The sequence below is a fragment of the Gracilimonas sp. genome (assembly GCF_031581265.1).
In the GTDB taxonomy this organism is placed as follows: Bacteria; Bacteroidota; Rhodothermia; order Balneolales; family Balneolaceae; genus Gracilimonas.
The window spans coordinates 148,494-164,972 of the sequence record NZ_JAVLBQ010000001.1 but is presented as its reverse complement, the minus strand read 5'-3'; the positions used below and the strand labels follow the sequence as shown (position 1 = coordinate 164,972).

16 protein-coding genes are annotated in these 16,479 nt (G+C 40.7%); 11 read left to right on the top strand and 5 right to left on the bottom strand.

Features of this window, described 5'->3' with window-relative positions:
• The first annotated feature begins 53 nt into the window (after positions 1-53).
• Positions 54-1,265 (top strand): ABC transporter permease, encoded by a 1,212-nt coding sequence (locus RI561_RS00655; RefSeq protein WP_395078277.1) that lies wholly within the window; start codon positions 54-56, stop codon positions 1,263-1,265.
• Between the two features lie 201 nt (positions 1,266-1,466).
• Here the strand turns inward: RI561_RS00655 and RI561_RS00650 are convergent, their stop codons facing one another.
• A complete protein-coding gene (locus RI561_RS00650) occupies positions 1,467-1,778 on the bottom strand; it encodes a GNAT family N-acetyltransferase (protein WP_395078346.1) in 312 nt (103 codons plus the stop codon).
• A 34-nt stretch (positions 1,779-1,812) separates the two neighbouring features.
• Here RI561_RS00650 and RI561_RS00645 point away from each other — a divergent pair, with 34 nt between their 5' ends.
• Positions 1,813-2,706, top strand: a complete 894-nt coding sequence (locus tag RI561_RS00645) for a hypothetical protein (RefSeq protein WP_395078276.1) — start codon at positions 1,813-1,815, stop codon at positions 2,704-2,706.
• Here the strand turns inward: RI561_RS00645 and RI561_RS00640 are convergent.
• The 3 genes from RI561_RS00640 to RI561_RS00630 all read right to left on the bottom strand — a co-directional run bounded on the left by RI561_RS00640 (position 2,703) and on the right by RI561_RS00630 (position 6,820).
• Positions 2,703-3,539 carry a 1,4-dihydroxy-2-naphthoyl-CoA synthase gene (locus RI561_RS00640; RefSeq protein WP_395078275.1) on the bottom strand — a complete coding sequence of 279 codons (837 nt, stop codon included), beginning with the start codon at positions 3,537-3,539 and terminating at the stop codon, positions 2,703-2,705. The genes RI561_RS00645 and RI561_RS00640 overlap by 4 nt on opposite strands.
• A 322-nt stretch (positions 3,540-3,861) precedes the next feature.
• On the bottom strand, positions 3,862-6,219 hold the full coding sequence (locus RI561_RS00635; protein ID WP_395078274.1) for a DPP IV N-terminal domain-containing protein: 2,358 nt from the start codon (positions 6,217-6,219) through the stop codon (positions 3,862-3,864).
• An 88-nt stretch (positions 6,220-6,307) separates the two neighbouring features.
• A complete protein-coding gene (locus RI561_RS00630) occupies positions 6,308-6,820 on the bottom strand; it encodes a hypothetical protein (protein WP_395078273.1) in 513 nt (170 codons plus the stop codon).
• 95 nt (positions 6,821-6,915) lie between these two features.
• On the opposite strand from RI561_RS00630, the gene ccsA reads away from it, so the two are divergent.
• The 6 genes from ccsA to RI561_RS00600 all read left to right on the top strand — a co-directional run bounded on the left by ccsA (position 6,916) and on the right by RI561_RS00600 (position 12,469).
• Positions 6,916-7,572: a cytochrome c biogenesis protein CcsA gene (gene ccsA, locus RI561_RS00625; RefSeq protein ID WP_395078272.1), complete on the top strand. Its 657-nt coding sequence runs from the start codon at positions 6,916-6,918 to the stop codon at positions 7,570-7,572.
• Positions 7,573-7,623: 51 nt separating this feature from the next.
• Positions 7,624-7,866 (top strand): CcmD family protein, encoded by a 243-nt coding sequence (locus RI561_RS00620; RefSeq protein ID WP_395078271.1) that lies wholly within the window; start codon positions 7,624-7,626, stop codon positions 7,864-7,866.
• Positions 7,863-8,258 carry a cytochrome c maturation protein CcmE gene (locus RI561_RS00615; RefSeq protein WP_395078270.1) on the top strand — a complete coding sequence of 132 codons (396 nt, stop codon included), beginning with the start codon at positions 7,863-7,865 and terminating at the stop codon, positions 8,256-8,258. The genes RI561_RS00620 and RI561_RS00615 overlap by 4 nt, the downstream gene beginning before the upstream one ends.
• Positions 8,259-8,330: 72 nt before the next feature.
• Entirely contained in the window at positions 8,331-10,814 is a 2,484-nt protein-coding gene (locus RI561_RS00610; RefSeq protein ID WP_395078269.1) for a heme lyase CcmF/NrfE family subunit, read from the top strand.
• Between the two features lie 65 nt (positions 10,815-10,879).
• On the top strand, positions 10,880-11,545 hold the full coding sequence (locus tag RI561_RS00605; RefSeq protein WP_395078268.1) for a hypothetical protein: 666 nt from the start codon (positions 10,880-10,882) through the stop codon (positions 11,543-11,545).
• A 69-nt stretch (positions 11,546-11,614) separates the two neighbouring features.
• Positions 11,615-12,469: a 3-hydroxyacyl-CoA dehydrogenase family protein gene (locus RI561_RS00600; protein ID WP_395078267.1), complete on the top strand. Its 855-nt coding sequence runs from the start codon at positions 11,615-11,617 to the stop codon at positions 12,467-12,469.
• Positions 12,470-12,535: 66 nt separating this feature from the next.
• On the opposite strand, the gene RI561_RS00595 is transcribed toward RI561_RS00600, so the two are convergent.
• A complete protein-coding gene (locus RI561_RS00595) occupies positions 12,536-13,189 on the bottom strand; it encodes a hypothetical protein (RefSeq protein WP_395078266.1) in 654 nt (217 codons plus the stop codon).
• A 30-nt stretch (positions 13,190-13,219) separates the two neighbouring features.
• On the opposite strand from RI561_RS00595, the gene RI561_RS00590 reads away from it, so the two are divergent.
• Genes RI561_RS00590 through aroB form a run of 3 tightly spaced genes read left to right on the top strand, consistent with a single transcriptional unit; the run spans position 13,220 to position 16,450 of the window.
• Positions 13,220-14,800 carry an NFACT RNA binding domain-containing protein gene (locus RI561_RS00590; RefSeq protein ID WP_395078265.1) on the top strand — a complete coding sequence of 527 codons (1,581 nt, stop codon included), beginning with the start codon at positions 13,220-13,222 and terminating at the stop codon, positions 14,798-14,800.
• A gap of 2 nt (positions 14,801-14,802) precedes the next feature.
• A complete protein-coding gene (locus RI561_RS00585; RefSeq protein WP_395078264.1) occupies positions 14,803-15,366 on the top strand; it encodes a shikimate kinase in 564 nt (187 codons plus the stop codon).
• The gene (gene aroB / locus RI561_RS00580; RefSeq protein WP_395078263.1) at positions 15,359-16,450 is read left to right on the top strand and encodes a 3-dehydroquinate synthase; all 1,092 of its coding nucleotides are present in this window, start codon (positions 15,359-15,361) and stop codon (positions 16,448-16,450) included. The genes RI561_RS00585 and aroB overlap by 8 nt, the downstream gene beginning before the upstream one ends.
• Positions 16,451-16,479: the final 29 nt, after the last annotated feature.

The following is a 16,479-nucleotide window of genomic DNA, read 5'->3' as shown; positions in this document are numbered from 1 at the left end:
AAACATGGGTTCTAACCCCCCGTACATTAGGCGGTCAACCTAAAAATGATGGTATGCAACAAATATTTAAATCGGTATCAATAGCACTTCAAAATATTCGGGCTAATCTTTTACACTCCGTTTTATCGATGTTGGGAATTATTATTGGGGTAGCTGCTTTAGTCGCAATTCTATCATTGGGAGATGGCCTTGAGGAAACCGGTCGGCAGCAAATTGAATCTACGACTTCAGTTCAAATGCTTACAGTTAGTCCCAGAAGATTTAATATAGTCAATGATGTTCGCATCCCAAGAGATACGGTCTATTCAATTGGTATGGCTGAAACAAGGTCTATACATGAGTTGATATCAGCGTTGGGGAATGCGGAGTTACTTGCTCAAAGCAATCGTGTTGTTAAATACAGAGATTCAAGTATTGCTGTGACTGTAAGTGCGTCACTTGAAAATCTTTCTGCATTCAGAGAGATGGAGTTATCAGGTAGGTTTTTCAATAAGCAAGAGGTAGAAGAAGCTTCACAAAAAATGGTGCTCTCCCATGAATTAGCTCAAAAATGGGGAGGTGACAGGGAGAGTCTGTTAGGTAAAGAAATGAGTTTAGAGGGAGTTCCATATGAAATTATTGGAATTACAGGAACTGAGGTACCCGGACTTCAGGCATTGATACCTTTTACCACTTATCGAGAACATGTTAAAAACGGGAATTCACCTTCATTAATCATAAAGAGTAATAAAGTGGAAGATGTCCCGATTATTAAAGCTGAAGTGGAGTCATGGATGGAAAAGAGCTACCAAGAGGGAGCGGAAGCTTTTATCATTTCAACCTACGAAGGAAGAGTAGAGCAACTTAGCCAGGGTATTCTGATCTTTAAATTAGTGATGGGAGCAATTACCGGGATTGCTGTATTGGTTGGAGGCATCGGCATAATGAATGTGCTGCTGATATCAGTCACAGAAAGAACCAAAGAAATAGGAATTCGAAAAGCCGCCGGTGCCCGCAAAAAGGATATTGTGCTCCAGTTTCTATCAGAATCTGTAACGGTTTCGTTGGTTGGCTCTATAATGGGTTGGGTAGTGGGAGTGATTGGTGTATTCGGAATAGTTAAACTTATCAATAGCTTTACAGATTTAACCTTCCATGCTGCTTTGAGTACAAATACAGCACTTTTTGTTTTAGCGGTCGCAATTTTAATTGGGATTATATTTGGCACTTACCCCGCTTGGAAAGCCGCCAACCTAACCCCTGTTGATGCAATAAGACATGAATAACACGTTTACCGGTTGGAAGGATAGACAGAGAACCCCCGAGCGTCCGTAGGTCCTCGGAGCGTTCGCCTTTTCAGCTTTATTGCCCGTAACGCTCGCAGGTCCTTCGGACGCCCCAAGGTTACTTTACTCAGAGATTGTTTCAAGCTATTTTCTAACCGGTAAACGCGTATAAATAAGCTATTCCTGCATAGCCAAATTTTGTTACAACACATCCTGGAATTCAGGTGTTTTTTGAATAATTGACTTGGCAAAAGGACAAAGAGGCAATACCGTCAGCTCATTCTCCCTTGCAAATTCAACCCCGCGTTTAACCAGTTGTTTTCCCAAACCTTTACCGCGCCCTTCATCAGTCACCTCTGTATGATCAATGATTATTTTATCAGAGCCGGCCTTGGAATAAGTCATTTCTGCTATTCGGGTTCCATTATCTTCCATAAAAAATTCGCCTTTTGAATCTGATTCCTGATGCTGAATATTCATTGTACTATTGGTTTTTGATTTAAAACAAGGTATATATTTGTTCGAGCTAATTCCCTAAATTTCCAACATGATATTACAAAAACTGCTTTCCAATTTCTCCGTACTAATTCTTCTGGTAGTTTCGACTTTCATTTTCAATTCCTGTAAGGGAGAGAACAATAAAGATAAAACTATTAGCCTTGAGCCTTACGCTATTGTTGATGAAGATATAGATGTAGAAGTTTCCGGTTTGGTTCAAAGCCCTTCTTTTGAAAACATATTCTGGCTCCACGGTGATGCCGGGGATGAGGCTACCATATATCCCATTGATAAGGAAGGTGAACGGCCTGAAAATTCTAATGACGATGGCGTAAAACTCATGGCGACAGATAACGAAGACTGGGAGGATATCGCAGCGGATGATGAGGGAAATATCTACATCGGTGATATCGGTAACAATTGTTTGTGCAGGGATGAGTTGGCTATACTGGGTTTTAGGGAGCCAAATATTTCCTCACAACGTATATTTACAATAGACAGGTACCGGTTTAAGTATTCAGGTTCTTTTAAAAACAAAAAAGGAAAGGAGATTGTACCAAATGCGGAAGCCTTATTTTATTTTGAAGGTACTTTTTACATCATTACCAAAGAAGCAAAAGGAACAAATACCAAGTTGTTCAAAATGTCTAATCCCAGTGCCTCCCAAATGAACTCGGTGGACTTATTAGATACCATCAACTTTGATGACAAGGTGACCGGAGCGGATATTTCTTCTTCCGGAGATTCAGTGGCTATACTGACTTTTTCCTCGATATGGCTTTTGCAAGAGTTTACCGATGATAATTTTTTCTCGGGGACCATCCAGAAAGTCTTTTTTGAAGCAAACCAAGTGGAATCCATAGCTTTTACCAACGACAGCTCTCTTATTATTGCTGAAGAAACCGGAGAACTCTATGAAATTCCTTTTTCAGCTTTTAACTAAGAAGGGGAACGGTCAAAATCATCCCAGTTCGGCTTTCGTTTTTCGAGAAAGGCATTGCGACCTTCTTCAGCTTCATCGGTCATATAAGCTAAACGTGTAGCTTCTCCGGCAAACACCTGTTGACCCACCATGCCATCATCAATGGCATTGAACGCAAACTTGATCATTTTTATAGCTGTAGGACTTTTCGCCAGGATTTCCTGTGCCCATTCATAAGCTGTTTCTTCCAGTTCATCATGAGGTACCACTTTATTCACCATGCCCATTTCAAAAGCCTCCTGAGCAGAATAATTGGCTCCCAAGAAGAAAATTTCCCTGGCTCGTTTTTGGCCAACTTGTCGGGCAAGCAGGGCAGAGCCAAATCCACCATCAAAACTTGCTACATCGGCATCGGTTTGTTTGAAGATGGCGTGTTCTTTACTGGCCAATGTGAGATCACAAACTACATGGAGGCTATGTCCGCCGCCAACTGCCCAGCCGGGAACTACGGCAATGACAACTTTAGGTATGAAACGTATAAGCCGCTGTACTTCTAAAATATTGAGTCGGGCAATTCCGTCATCAGCTTTATAACCGGTTTTGGATCGCACATTTTGGTCACCGCCTGAACAAAAAGCCCATTTACCATCTTTGGGAGAGGGACCTTCACCGCTTAATAGCACCACGCCAATACTATTGTCTTCTTTCGCATCGCTAAGTGCTTCATACAGTTCAAATACCGTTTTGGGCCGAAATGCATTGCGGATTTCCGGACGATTAAATGCAATTCTGGCAACGCCATTCAACTTTTTATAGGTGATGTCTTCGTAGTCTTTTACGGTTTTCCAATCCATGTATTTGAAATGCTTTATTGGTATTTGAATGTATCCCAAGATAAGGGAAGAGATGCATGTTTTCCTGTCTATCTTATCGAAAGATATTTGGCCATACGGAAATGGTTATAAGAAGAACGACTCGTTACCAAACTCTGTTTGGTAATGCCTACCAGGAAGCTCCGCTTCCGTTGGTTTAATGTTTCAAATAAATTGTGCTAATCTACAATGGTTTAAGAGTGCCATCCCCGTATATTCCTTTTCTTTATAGGCTATTACATAAAAAACGCCGAAGCATTTAACCCACTTCGGCGTTGAACGTTAACAATTCCAGTTTCAATTCTTACTCATCTTCAGGAATGTTGAAATCAATATTGGTTCGATAATCTCCAAGCAGATGCTCGGCAAAGTAATACCATTTTTGTCGTTCAAAATAGGGTTGATAGGGGCCGAATCCGTGACGGCGGCCGGGCAGTATCATCATATCAAAACGCTTACCTGCTTTGATGAGAGCATCAGCAAGACGAAGAGTGTTGGCGGGATGCACATTGTTATCAATGTTTCCATGAACAAGCAGTAATCGTCCTTGCAGGTTTTTAGCTAATTCTGCATTGGCTTCACTGCTACCGTCAAAGGTGACGATTTCTTTTTCAACTTCAACACTATCTTCGTTCATCTCGGTAACCGTTTTCCGGTTCTCTTTCACGCCATGATGGGTTTCACTCCACCAGGTGTTGTAAATATTATTGTCATGATTACCGGCTGAAGAAACAGCAACGTCATAAAATTCAGGGTAGGTGAGAAGGGCTGCCGTACTCATAAAGCCACCACCGGAGTGACCGAATATTCCCACTTTATCCTGATCAATAAAGGAATGTCGGGCGGCAAGTTGCTCAATTCCATATTTGTTATCAGCTAATGGATAATCACGTAAATCTCCATATCCGTAGGTGTGATAATAGCGAGAGCGCTCAGGACTACCACCACGCTGACCGAAAGCTACTACCACAAATCCAAGTTGGGATAGTGCCTGATTTCGTCCGGTCATACCGGATACTGAAAAGCTGGTTGGAAATGGTTCAGTTTGCGGCCCCGGATAGACGTAGGAGATAATGGGATAGTTCTTGGTTGAATCAAAATCAAAAGGTTTCCACATTACTCCATAGAGGTCGGTAAATCCATCCGCTGCTTTGATCTTAAATTCCTCCGGCGTTTGCCAGCCAATTTCTTCGGCTTTGGTTACATCTACTTCTTGTAAATTAAGGATGATATCTCCGTCTTCATCTCGTAATACAGATTTTGTAGGCTGATCGACCGTAGAATAATTATCTACAAAATAATTGTCTTCATCTGATTCATACACACTATGGTTGGCATTCTCGGGGGTCAGGTGTTTAAAATCTGATCCGTTGAATTTTACGCTGTACAAGTGTTCGTAGTAAGGATTATCTCCGTCCCTGCCATATCCTTCAAAATAAATGGTTTTAGCAGTCGTATCGACTTTTACCACATTGCCGACTACAAAATTTCCGGAAGTAATTTGGTTTTTGAGGTTACCTTCGCTGTCATAAAGATAGAGTTGTCCCCAACCGGTGCGCTCACTCCACCACAGATATTCTTCTCCATCGTTGATCACTCCAAAGTACTGATAGCTCCAATTGAAATACGGCTCACTGGTTTCGCTCAATAAAACTTCTGTTTCACCGGTTTCAGTATCCCCAATCAGGATATCAACTTTGTCAGATTTTCTGTTTTCGCGATAGATATACAGTTTATCAGAACTGTTGGCTTTGTAATCACCGGTTTGATGTCCACCATAATTAGCCCGCAAATCCTGATCTTCCCATTTATCAGTATCCATTCGGGTACGTTCCCGACTTTCGATATCGAAGACTTCAACATGATCAATGCCAATTTCGTCATCACCGGGCATTCCGTACTTATAAGTTTCCAGTTCCGGGCGCTTACCAAGGGTATTGATAACCCAAAGCTCTTCTACTTCACGGTTGTCTGTTCTCTGAACCCAAAGCTTCGTTTCATCATCAAAAAATTGTACTCTTGAACGTAATCTTTCATCACTGGTAGTGTCACCTTGGCTAGCTTGATAGCTAAACCATCTCTCACCGTCATCAGTAAGCTGAATTTCTGTGCTGTCAGGGTCATCTGCTCTCATCAAATACAAGTTGTGGTTTTTGGCAAAGGCGATATAGGTACTGTCAGGGGAGTAGGTAGCCCATCTTTCTCGTTCTTCACTTTCAAGGGAGTCACCTTTAATCAACTCATTCCCATCAATATTATAAGTAAACTTAATACTGTCTACATGGAAGGTGAAGCGTTCCTTATCTGCGTCGTATTCAAATCCTTCCAAATCTAAATCCAAGGCATTGAAGGGACGTTCAAAAATTTCGGTAAGTTGAGAAGCCATTTCATTCTGGTCAAATAAAAGACGCTGACGTGGTCTTTCGCTATCTACGTAATACCACTGTTTACCTTCATTATTCTCGTAGGTGTACCAAAAATTATCGGTGTCTTCGATCCAACGGGGATAAACGGAAGTGCTGCCTACGATTTTACTCATTTTATCACCGGTAAATCGTTCAGCGGCTTCAAAATTTGCATTCTGTGCGTTACTGACCGGGCTCATTATAAAGGTCATTAATACCGCAGAGAGCACGGATTTAACTATAGTAGAAGTATTCATATAAAAAAGTTAGGATTTAGGTTAGGGGAGTAATAAAAGGGATATTTTTGTAAAACGATGGAAAACTATAGTAAAGAATAGTTGTAAGTCAGCTGCCTTCGAATTTTTTACGTTCGATTTCAAAATCTTCTTCACTGACGAGCCCTTGCTGCCAAAGCCCGGTTAAGTAATCAAGTCGATCCATGGAGCCGGGATCATATTCAGATTCACGCGGTTTAGCTAGTCTTTTTGATTCCAGTCTTTTGAGTTCAGCTTCAACAGCTTTTTCAATTGATTTGGCAATGCCCTCAGGGTTTTCTAAGCCAATTAATTCAATTTCTCGTGCCTGAGTCTTTAGGGTTACGGAGCCAACGCCAAAACGAATTTCGCCCGGTTCTGCTTTACGAATGTCTTTCAGATCAATATTCTGGGAATACTTACTTTCAACAACAGTGATAAGTCGATCCTTAATTTCATAGTAAATCCCTTTATGTTTTTGACGTGTTTTCCACAGTATAATAAAGCCAATGAGTAGAGGGAGTAAAAGAATTCCAAAAAAGTAACTCCAGAAAAAGGCTTTCCAGGAAGGTGTCAAAGTGATGGATTTGTTGTGTTCAGGCATAATATATTTTACCGATTAATGACTCAGAAAAACGAGCTTAAATTCGTATATTTTCAATTCAAAACATACCCATAGTTAATAAAATTCATACTCTCTTGAAAGTCTGGAAATATGTAATTGCGGTGTGGATGACAATCGTCATTGCTGCCGGTTTTTTGATTTATATTCCTGAGATTCCCATCCTGGAGCAGACGGCACGAAATATATTTTTCCATGTACCTATGTGGATGACCATGTTTGTACTGTTCTTGATAAGTTTATGGTACAGCATAAAATACCTGAATGATGCTAATCTCCAGGATGATGTCAAAGCTTCTTCGGCAGCTACGGTAGGAGTTGTTTTTGGAATATGTGGCTTGTTAACCGGTTCACTTTGGGCTCGTTTTACCTGGGGTTCCTGGTGGACTTTTGCAGAGCCAAAAATGAATTTGGCAGCCTTGGCTCTGATGATTTATGTTGCCTATTTCGTGCTCCGTTCAGCTTTCGATGATCGCGCAAAACGCGCAAAATTATCGGCAGTTTATAATATTTTTGCAGTTACCACGGTTCCTTTTTTGCTGTATATTGTTCCGCGGCAGTTGACAAGTTTACATCCCGGGGCCGATGGAAACCCTGCTTTTAGTGAAATTACGGCGGATGAATTACGGTTTATTTTATACCCGGCTTTTATCGGATTCATCGCAATGGGATATTGGATCTATGAAATTTATACTCGTTACAACATTCTGAAATTGAAGGCAGAGAATTCGTAATTTACAGGCCGAATATTTTTTAGACTCAATACTTAAGAAATTCAATATTTGATGCAAGAAGATTCACTCGCAATCGTTGATACGCTGACCGAAGCTTATTCTGACCAATGGGCGGGTGCCCCGGGTGCTGAAGAAGCCGGAGTATTCGTGCAATTTATGTCGTCGAACGACTTAATTTATGTAGTGTTGGGAGTGAGTCTAATAATATGGCTGGTTCTGCTTTTCTTTCTATTCCGTGTAGATAAGAAAGTGGCGAAGTTGGAAGAACAAATTAATTCAAACCAAGAAGAATGAAACCGAAACTAATTATTGGCATTGTCGCCATCGTGGGATTTACTTCCCTGTTAATGTATAACTTTGGTGAAAGTATAAGTACTTATACCACTTTTGAACAGGCTGAAACCCAAACTACAGCTCACATACCGGGTGTATGGGATAAGGAAAAAGAAGCTGAGTTTTCTATGGAAACAAAGCGCTTTACTTTTTACATGAAAGATGAAGATGGTGTTTCCAAAAAGGTTGTATATCCTAAACCCAAGCCAAATAACTTTGAAGCTGCTGACCAGTTAGTGGTGATAGGAGAGATGCGTGGCGATACTTTTTACGCCAACGAAATGCTGATGAAATGCCCATCTAAATATAATGACAGCGATCCCGGCAGGTTTCAAAATGCAGCAGAAGGATAATAGGTTTTAACTACCCTGCTGAATCAGCTCATTAATACAGAATACAGATTCAATCGTTTATTTTAAGCTCTTATGTTAGGAATTCTTGGTAAGGCGTTAATTTCAGCTTCCTTTGTAGCCTCCATCTTTGCCATGGTCATATACTTTATCTCCGCAAAAAGAGATGGATATCGACTTTACAAAGTTGGGAATTGGTTATTTGCTGCCAAAGCTGCTTTTTTGGTTGTAGCTTCCGGAATATTGATCTACCTGATCTTTCAGCACCAGTTTCAGTACTACTATGTGTACAACTACACCAGTTTAGATCTCACTCCGCGATACTTGTTTTCAGCCTTTTATGGCGGTCAGGAGGGGAGCTTCATGTTGTGGATACTGATCTCTGCATTTTTTGGTTTTGGGTTGATGAAATGGACTCGTCCGCCATATAAAGCTCCTGTTCTATTCTTCCTGACTTTGACACAAGTATTCCTGCTTTCCATGTTGTTGGGATGGGATATTTTTGGGCTGAAATTAGGAGCATCTCCATTCCGAACTATTGCCCAAGAGATGCCAAACGCTCCTTTCATTCAGGCAAATCCTGATTTTATACCTTCTGATGGAAGTGGTCTCAATGATCTTTTAAAGAGTCCGTGGATGATGATCCATCCACCGATACTATTTGTCGGTTTCGCCATGATGACAATCCCATATTGTTTTGCGATGGCAGCCTTATGGAAGCGTAAGTATAATGAATGGGTTGGCCCGGCTTTGCCCTGGACATTAAGTGCAAATGTAGCATTGCTGACAGCTATTTTCTTAGGCGGCTATTGGGCTTATGTAACCCTTTCTTTTGGTGGTTATTGGGCCTGGGATCCGGTTGAAAATGCATCATTGGTTCCATGGCTGATTGGTACAGCGGGGATTCATACCATGATCATTCAACGTAAAAGTTCTGTCGCCCAAAAGTCTTCTATTTTGTTTGCCATATTGGCTTACGTGGCAGTGGTTTACGAAACATTTCTAACCAGATCAGGAATACTTGGAAGCTCCTCTGTACACAGCTTTGTTGATCTTGGATTATACAACCAACTGCTGGCTTTTATGCTGGTGGTTACCCTTGTTGGGCTGGGGTTATTTTTCTGGAGATATAAAGAGCTGCCTTCGCCTGAGAAGGAATCAAAAATTTTGAGTCGCGAATTTATGACGGTTACCGGCGCTATGCTGCTATTGATTTTAGGACTCGTAATCATTCTTGGTACCAGCTCGCCAATAATTGGTCGTTTATTTGTAGAAAACCCTACTCCACCGGAAATTAGTTTCTATAACAACTGGAGTATGCCTATCGCTATGATTATGGCAATTTTTACGGTACTTGGTCAGTATTTATTTTGGAAAAAATACGACGCTGAAAGCCTTGCAGCTGCCCTTATAAATCCACTTTTAGTGACAAGTGTGATTACGATTTCTTCAATCATTATAGGGGATGTCCGGAATTTGTATTACATGGTGTACCTGTTTTGCGGATTTTTTGCCATTGTAGGTAATGGTTGGGTATTGGTGCGCCTTGCCAAACAAAAACCAAAATTGATTGGTGGATCTCTCACGCATATTGGTTTTGGGCTATTATTGGTAGGTATAATTGCCTCTTCAGCTTACAATGAAGTTCTGGTTGATCAAAGAACGGCTAATTATAACGCAGCGGTTGAACGGGGGGAGGTTACTGACGAACAAGGTTTTACTGTGACCCAAAAAGAAGAAATGCTTTCGCTGAATCTGAATGAACCGGTTTTAGTGGATGGCCGATACATGGTTACCTACGAAGGGTATGAACTGGATAACAGCGTTCGCAGAGGGCAACAGAATTATAAGATCAGGTTTGAACCGGTTGATGGAGGTAAACCTTTTTATATGGTTCCTGAGGTGTACCCAATGTTGACCTCATCAACCCAAGAAAATATTCAATGGTCCGTTGATCCTGATGTAAGAACCGGACTCTTGAGTGATATTTATTTATATGCTGGTGGAAGTTCTTATGTACAAGAACAAAATGAGCGTGTTGCTGAGCGTGGTAGTCCTGAAGCAGTTCAAGATACTACAGTTGATGAACCCATCGTACAAAAGCTGGAATTGAGCCCGGGGCAAACCATTGATGTCGGGAAATATAAAATCCGGTTTGTGAATTATGCCCGTACCGACAGTACAGAATTACCTCCAAATACCTCAATTGGGGTTCGGGCTGAAGTTGAACTTATTCATCCGGCCAGTGACAGAATTATGACCTTAAGTCCGCTCTTCGCAGTTTACAGTCAGGAGGGACAAAGTTATATCTACTCACCGCCTGCTTTTGCCCAAGAATTTGATTTAGAATTCCAGTTCACACAGATATTTCCACAAGAAAATAGCATTGAGTTAACAGTAACCGGACTGGAGGAAGAATACGAACCCGAGTGGGTGCTCATTGTGGCAGAAGAAAAACCATTTATATCTGTAGTTTGGGTCGGTACGTTTGTTTTGATGGCCGGATTCAGTATCTCTATTTTCAGGCATTGGGGCAGAGAAAGAAAAAAGAATTCCTAAAATTAAGATCTTAGAATCGAGAGTCAGACATAATGAAATATCTTAATCATACAATATCACCGTTTATGAAACTGGTTCTGAAAACATTGGCATTTTTGATTCTGCTACCTGCGATTTCTGTTTTTCAGGTTCAGGCTCAAACTGCACAAAATGAGGACTTACCCAACCCACGAAATGCTTTTTTGCGTTCATTAGCCATGCCCGGCTGGGGACACTATTATGTGGACAATAACAACTGGAACAGAGGCAAGTATCATATGGCCGGAGAAGTAGTTTTGATTCTCTCGTACTTTGGTTTAGATGCCAGGGCCAATAGCCTTGAAAATGATTTTTATACCTTGGCCCTGAGTAAAGCCGGAACAGAACTCTCGGACAAATCCAGGGAATACCTGATTGCAATTGGAAGTTTTGATAATCTTGATGCATACAACCAGGAACAACTACGCCTCAGAAATTGGGACAATGTGTTTCCGGATACTCCCGAGTACAGATGGAATTGGGAAAACAGAGATCTCAGAAATAGTTATGAAAGTGCCCGCGAAAAAGTAGATCGTAATAGAAGTCAGCTCCCGGCTCTTGTTGCCCTTATGGTGTCTAACAGATTGGTGAGCGGTTTAAGCGCATTTATCCGAGCCAGAGATATGGGTAAGAATTTGCCTGAAGCCAGTTTTTCGTATGTGAATGGTCTTGGTGAACCGGGAGCAACATTAAACCTGCGATTCAATTTTTGATGGGCATTTGAAAAGAGATTAGTAGACCAAACCGGATTTTAATTTAAACTATAAAATACACGAACTGATATGGATGTTAAAAAAGTAGCGGTAATTGGCGGTGGAACCATGGGCAATGGAATAGCGCATGTGTTTGCCATGAACGATATCTCCGTTAATCTCATCGAAACGAAACAAGAATTTGCTGATCGTGCAGTCTCAACCATTGAGAAAAACCTGGATCGCATGGTTAAAAAAGAGAAGATTGACGAAGCAAAAAAATCAGCCAGCTTAGATAATATTTCTGTCTTTTTAGATATAAAAGACGGTGTTAAAGATGTAGATCTTGTGGTAGAAGCCGTTCCCGAAAACTTTGACATCAAGAAAAGCGTGTGGCAGCAAGTGGACGAAGCGGCACCGGATCACGCTATCCTGGGATCAAACACATCCTCCATTTCAATAACGAAATTAGCGGCACTAACATCGCGACCTGAAAAGTTTATTGGGATGCACTTTTTCAACCCGGTGCCTGTAATGAAATTGGTAGAAATTGTGCGTGGGCTTCAAACCGATGACGAAAGTTATCAAGTGGTTGAAGAAACGGCCAAGAACCTAAAAAAAGTACCGGTTCCTGTTAATGACAGCCCCGGTTTTGTAAGTAATCGTGTACTCATGCCTATGATCAACGAAGCTATATTCTGTGTGGGAGAAGGAGTGGCAGAGCCTGAGCACGTAGATGAAGTAATGAAACTTGGAATGGCACACCCAATGGGTCCTCTACGACTTGCAGATTTCATTGGACTGGATGTATGCCTTGATATCCTGAACGTACTTTATGAAGGGTTTAAAGATCCTAAATACCGACCGGCTCCTTTACTTGTACAAATGGTAGATGCAGGTAAGCTCGGAAATAAAACCGGAGAAGGATTCTATAAGTACAACTAAGATTTATCAATATTGATTTGGTTCCCTGCGGGTGCTTGAGTCATTCGCGGGGCATCAATGAAATTCTTAAGCGGCTATCGATTCGTCCAAAACCTGATTAGAAGTAAAGATTACTTTGTTGGCTTTGAGCAACAGGTCATGAAGTTTGCGGCTTACTAAATGCTGAACTTCATTCAAACTTTTGGGTGCACTTAATTCATATTGGAAATATGAAATTAAATTGATGGCAGAAAGGTAGCGACCGTTTTCGTCCCCATCAATTTCGATATGCCACCGAGTTATAATATCGTCATCAGCTAATAATTCATTTACTTTGTTGCTGATGGCTTCCATCCAGCGACTTGCTTGTTCAATTCGGTAATTACCTGCTTCTCCCGGCACTTCAGGCTGACAAGTTTCAATATCAAATAACCAGCTTAACTCTACATCAATGGTTGGATTTACAGAAGATTTGGTGAGTGTTTCAACTTTAAGAAATGGATGATTCTCCATACCCTCTAATTCTCTGGCAATAGTTGTTTCCCGAAAACTGTCCCAGTCAAAATTGATAGAAAGTGATTCCATATAATCTGAGGTGTCACTCAGGGGAATCATAAACTCTAAACCCGTGGCGTGAATCTTATTATCTTCCCAAGTCTTAAACTTATTCGTTTTAATACCTCTTTTTTCCAATTGTGTTTCTAAAGTATTAACAATAGAATTAAATATTGGATAATGCATGAACGTTATTAATCTCCCGCTTTCTTCTTTATGAATTATTACGAACTAATATATCTAAATCGCCGGTTCAAAAACAAGTTGATTGGGGGGTATATCGATCAGTCAGTCAGCCCTTACAAAAACTATATTGAATTTTTTATTCAAGCTGGAGATGAAAAACTGCGGTTATGTTACAGTTCAGCTCCAGGGAATACAGCTCTCTTTTTGGACAGCTATCGGGGAGCAAAAAAAAGCAACACTATCGATTTTTTTGAAGCGATTTATAGCACTGAAATTAAGGAGGTACATATCCCTGAAACGGACCGGTGGTTATGTATTGATTTTGAAAATGGGTACAGGCTTTCGTTTCGGTTGTTCAGTAACCGTGCTAATGTATTTTTGTCAAAAGATGGTGTAATCACAGAGGTTTTTAAAGAGTACGATAAACCCGGAGATCAAACTCCTGAACCCCAATGGTTAGATCTTTATGAAGTTGAGGGAGATATAAGCCGTAAAAGCACTAAGAATAAATTAACGGCTTTAAACCCGATGCTTCCCCGCCAAAATCTCAAAGACCTGATAGAGATCCATGAACTTGAGGATGCTTCACAAGAAGAACTCAAAAAATTCGTGAAATCTATCTGTGAAGAAATGGAAGAGAATGCAACTTTTCGCCTGCTTGAGAATGGAGAAACTACATTGTTATCAAAAGAAACATTGCCTTTGAAAACGGAGAAAATATTTGATGATGTCAATGATCTTATTCGCTACCGGTATAAGAATTATTCAAGAAGTCAGCGATTAAAGCAGCGTAAATCATCTTTGATTAAAAGCCTGAAACGGAAGATAAAGCGCAAGAAATCCGGATTACAGAATTTGGACCAGGCTGAAAAAGGTCTTGAGAGAGCTGAGAAATATGAAAAATGGGGTCATATTTTGATGGCAAATGCACATTTGGGTCATGTTAACAAGGAAGAAATTGAAGTAGAAGATCTATACGATGAAGGAAAAAAAGTAAAAATTCCTTTGAAGCGTGAACTGGATATAGCCCAAAATGCCGAACGCTATTATGATAAATCAGCCGGCGCAGAAAAATCGTATGAAGAAGCCCAGAAACGCATCCCGAAAATGCAGAAGGAATTAGAGGAAGCAGAACAATTATTAGAAGAGGCTCAAAACATAACCAACTTGTGGGATTTTCAAGACTGGGAAAAAGAAAAGGAACAAGAACTACAGCCATATCGCGACCAAGGAGGGAACAGTGATGAAGGAGATCAGCTTCCGTTTCATACCCTCGAGATAAAAGGCTACCCGGTTTGGATTGGGAAGAATGCTAAAAGTAATGACCAATTAGTACAACAGGCTCATAAAGAAGATGTGTGGATGCACGCAAGAAAAGTAGCCGGATCACACTTGGTAATTAGAATGGCGAATGATAAGGGGATGCCCCCCAAAGATGTATTGCTTGAGGCGGCATCGTACGCTGCGTACAATTCGAAGGCCAGGGGATCAAAATTAGCTCCTGTTATCATCACCAAAACAAAATATGTACGGAAGCCTAAAGGATCGCCACCGGGGGCTGTTGTTGTTGACAAGGAAGATGTTGAAATGGTCACCCCCAAAAAACCATAAGTATGAACACCAATAGACTAAATAACTTTAAAGGAAGCATTTATATATGTGGATTTATGGCCTCCGGAAAAAGTACGCTTGGTAAAAAGTTAGCCCAAAAATTGGATTGGGAATTCCGTGATCTTGATACTGTAATTGAAGAAAAGGAGAATAAAGTCATCAAGGATATTTTTGAAGATCGTGGGGAAGAGTATTTCAGGGAAAAGGAATGGGAATATTTACTGGAACTATCAAGAGATTTTAAAGGGATTGTTTCCTTGGGTGGGGGTGCACTGCAGAATCAACAAGTAGTAGATCACCTAAAAGTGAACGGGATTTTATTATTTCTGGAAGTACCACTGAAGGAAATTACAAAAAGGGTGGCAAGGAGAAATCATCGGCCGATTTTGTTTGATGAGGAGGGGGAAATAAAATCTCGAGAACAACTTTTTGAAGAGCTCAAAGCCTTATATTCAGACCGTGAAAAATATTATAAACAAGCTGAAATAAACATACACAGTTCGGAATATAATTCTATCAAAGAAATGGCTGACATAGCAATTGATAAAATAAAGCGACATGTCTAATACTATATTGGTCCAAACTTCTACAGCTAAAAACTACGAATTACACTTTGGCTTTAACTTGTCTGATGAGATTGAACATCACAACAAGAAATACAGCTCTGTTACGGCATTTGCTTTAGTAGACGCCTTTGTGCTGGAGCACCATAAAACACATTTTGAATCGGTTTTAAGAAGTCAGTTTCCCAATCTCCACATCCTGGAAATTCCGCGAGGGGAAGAAGCCAAGCGTTTTGAGGTATATCAAAATGCAGTCGATTTTGTACTTCAGAATGGCGTTGAACGGGGAACTCCACTGTTTGCTATTGGAGGCGGAGTAACCGGAGATTTAGCTGGATTTGTGGCAGCTACTGTGCTGCGTGGCATTCCCTTGGTTCATATTCCTACTACATTGCTTGCCATGGTGGATAGTTCTATTGGGGGAAAGACAGGGATTAATCATGCCACAGGCAAAAACCTGGTAGGTAGTTTTTATCAGCCGGATGCGGTTTTTGCTGATGTCGCCTATCTAAAAACGTTGGAACGAAAAGAATGGGTAAACGGACTCAGTGAAGTATTGAAATACGGAATGATTCACAGTCCCGAAATTTTAGAACAAGTTAATTCGTTGGTGAAGAAAGATGCATTTAAGGATATAAAATCTTGGTTACCGCTCATTCAAAAAAGTGCACAGATTAAAACGGATATAGTAGCGGAAGATGTTTTGGAAGCAGGGAAAAGAGCTTACCTGAATTTTGGCCATACTTTTGGTCACGTTATCGAAAATGAAGGAAGCTATTCAACATACTCGCACGGAGAAGGAGTGTACGCCGGGATGATAGCAGCTTTGCATGCTTCCAATGCGTTAGGTTCTGATATTGAGCTCTCCAATTTATTGCAGTTCAAATCGTTGTATAATTTCTCGTTAGGTCAACTCAATTCAGATCCGGCAACATTGGTTAATAAAATGCGAAATGATAAAAAAGTGAAGGACGGAATAATCCACCTTATCTTGTTAAAGTCCAAGGGACAACCTTATATCCATAAAGTGACTAATCCGGATATTGTTGAGAAGTCTTGGCAGCATACATTAAATGAATTTTCATAGTGGCATATTTACGCTGGTTACATAAATCC

Coding starts and splice junctions, on each gene's coding strand:
- aroB (WP_395078263.1), top strand. CDS start 15,359: ATGTCTAATACTATATTGGTCCAAACTTCTACAGCTAAAAACTACGAA.
- RI561_RS00590 (WP_395078265.1), top strand. CDS start 13,220: ATGAATTATTACGAACTAATATATCTAAATCGCCGGTTCAAAAACAAG.
- RI561_RS00615 (WP_395078270.1), top strand. CDS start 7,863: ATGAAACCGAAACTAATTATTGGCATTGTCGCCATCGTGGGATTTACT.
- RI561_RS00645 (WP_395078276.1), top strand. CDS start 1,813: ATGATATTACAAAAACTGCTTTCCAATTTCTCCGTACTAATTCTTCTG.
- RI561_RS00630 (WP_395078273.1), bottom strand. CDS start 6,820: ATGCCTGAACACAACAAATCCATCACTTTGACACCTTCCTGGAAAGCC.
- RI561_RS00610 (WP_395078269.1), top strand. CDS start 8,331: ATGTTAGGAATTCTTGGTAAGGCGTTAATTTCAGCTTCCTTTGTAGCC.
- RI561_RS00585 (WP_395078264.1), top strand. CDS start 14,803: ATGAACACCAATAGACTAAATAACTTTAAAGGAAGCATTTATATATGT.
- RI561_RS00655 (WP_395078277.1), top strand. CDS start 54: ATGCAACAAATATTTAAATCGGTATCAATAGCACTTCAAAATATTCGG.
- RI561_RS00600 (WP_395078267.1), top strand. CDS start 11,615: ATGGATGTTAAAAAAGTAGCGGTAATTGGCGGTGGAACCATGGGCAAT.
- RI561_RS00605 (WP_395078268.1), top strand. CDS start 10,880: ATGAAACTGGTTCTGAAAACATTGGCATTTTTGATTCTGCTACCTGCG.
- RI561_RS00620 (WP_395078271.1), top strand. CDS start 7,624: ATGCAAGAAGATTCACTCGCAATCGTTGATACGCTGACCGAAGCTTAT.
- RI561_RS00635 (WP_395078274.1), bottom strand. CDS start 6,219: ATGAATACTTCTACTATAGTTAAATCCGTGCTCTCTGCGGTATTAATG.
- RI561_RS00640 (WP_395078275.1), bottom strand. CDS start 3,539: ATGGATTGGAAAACCGTAAAAGACTACGAAGACATCACCTATAAAAAG.
- RI561_RS00595 (WP_395078266.1), bottom strand. CDS start 13,189: ATGCATTATCCAATATTTAATTCTATTGTTAATACTTTAGAAACACAA.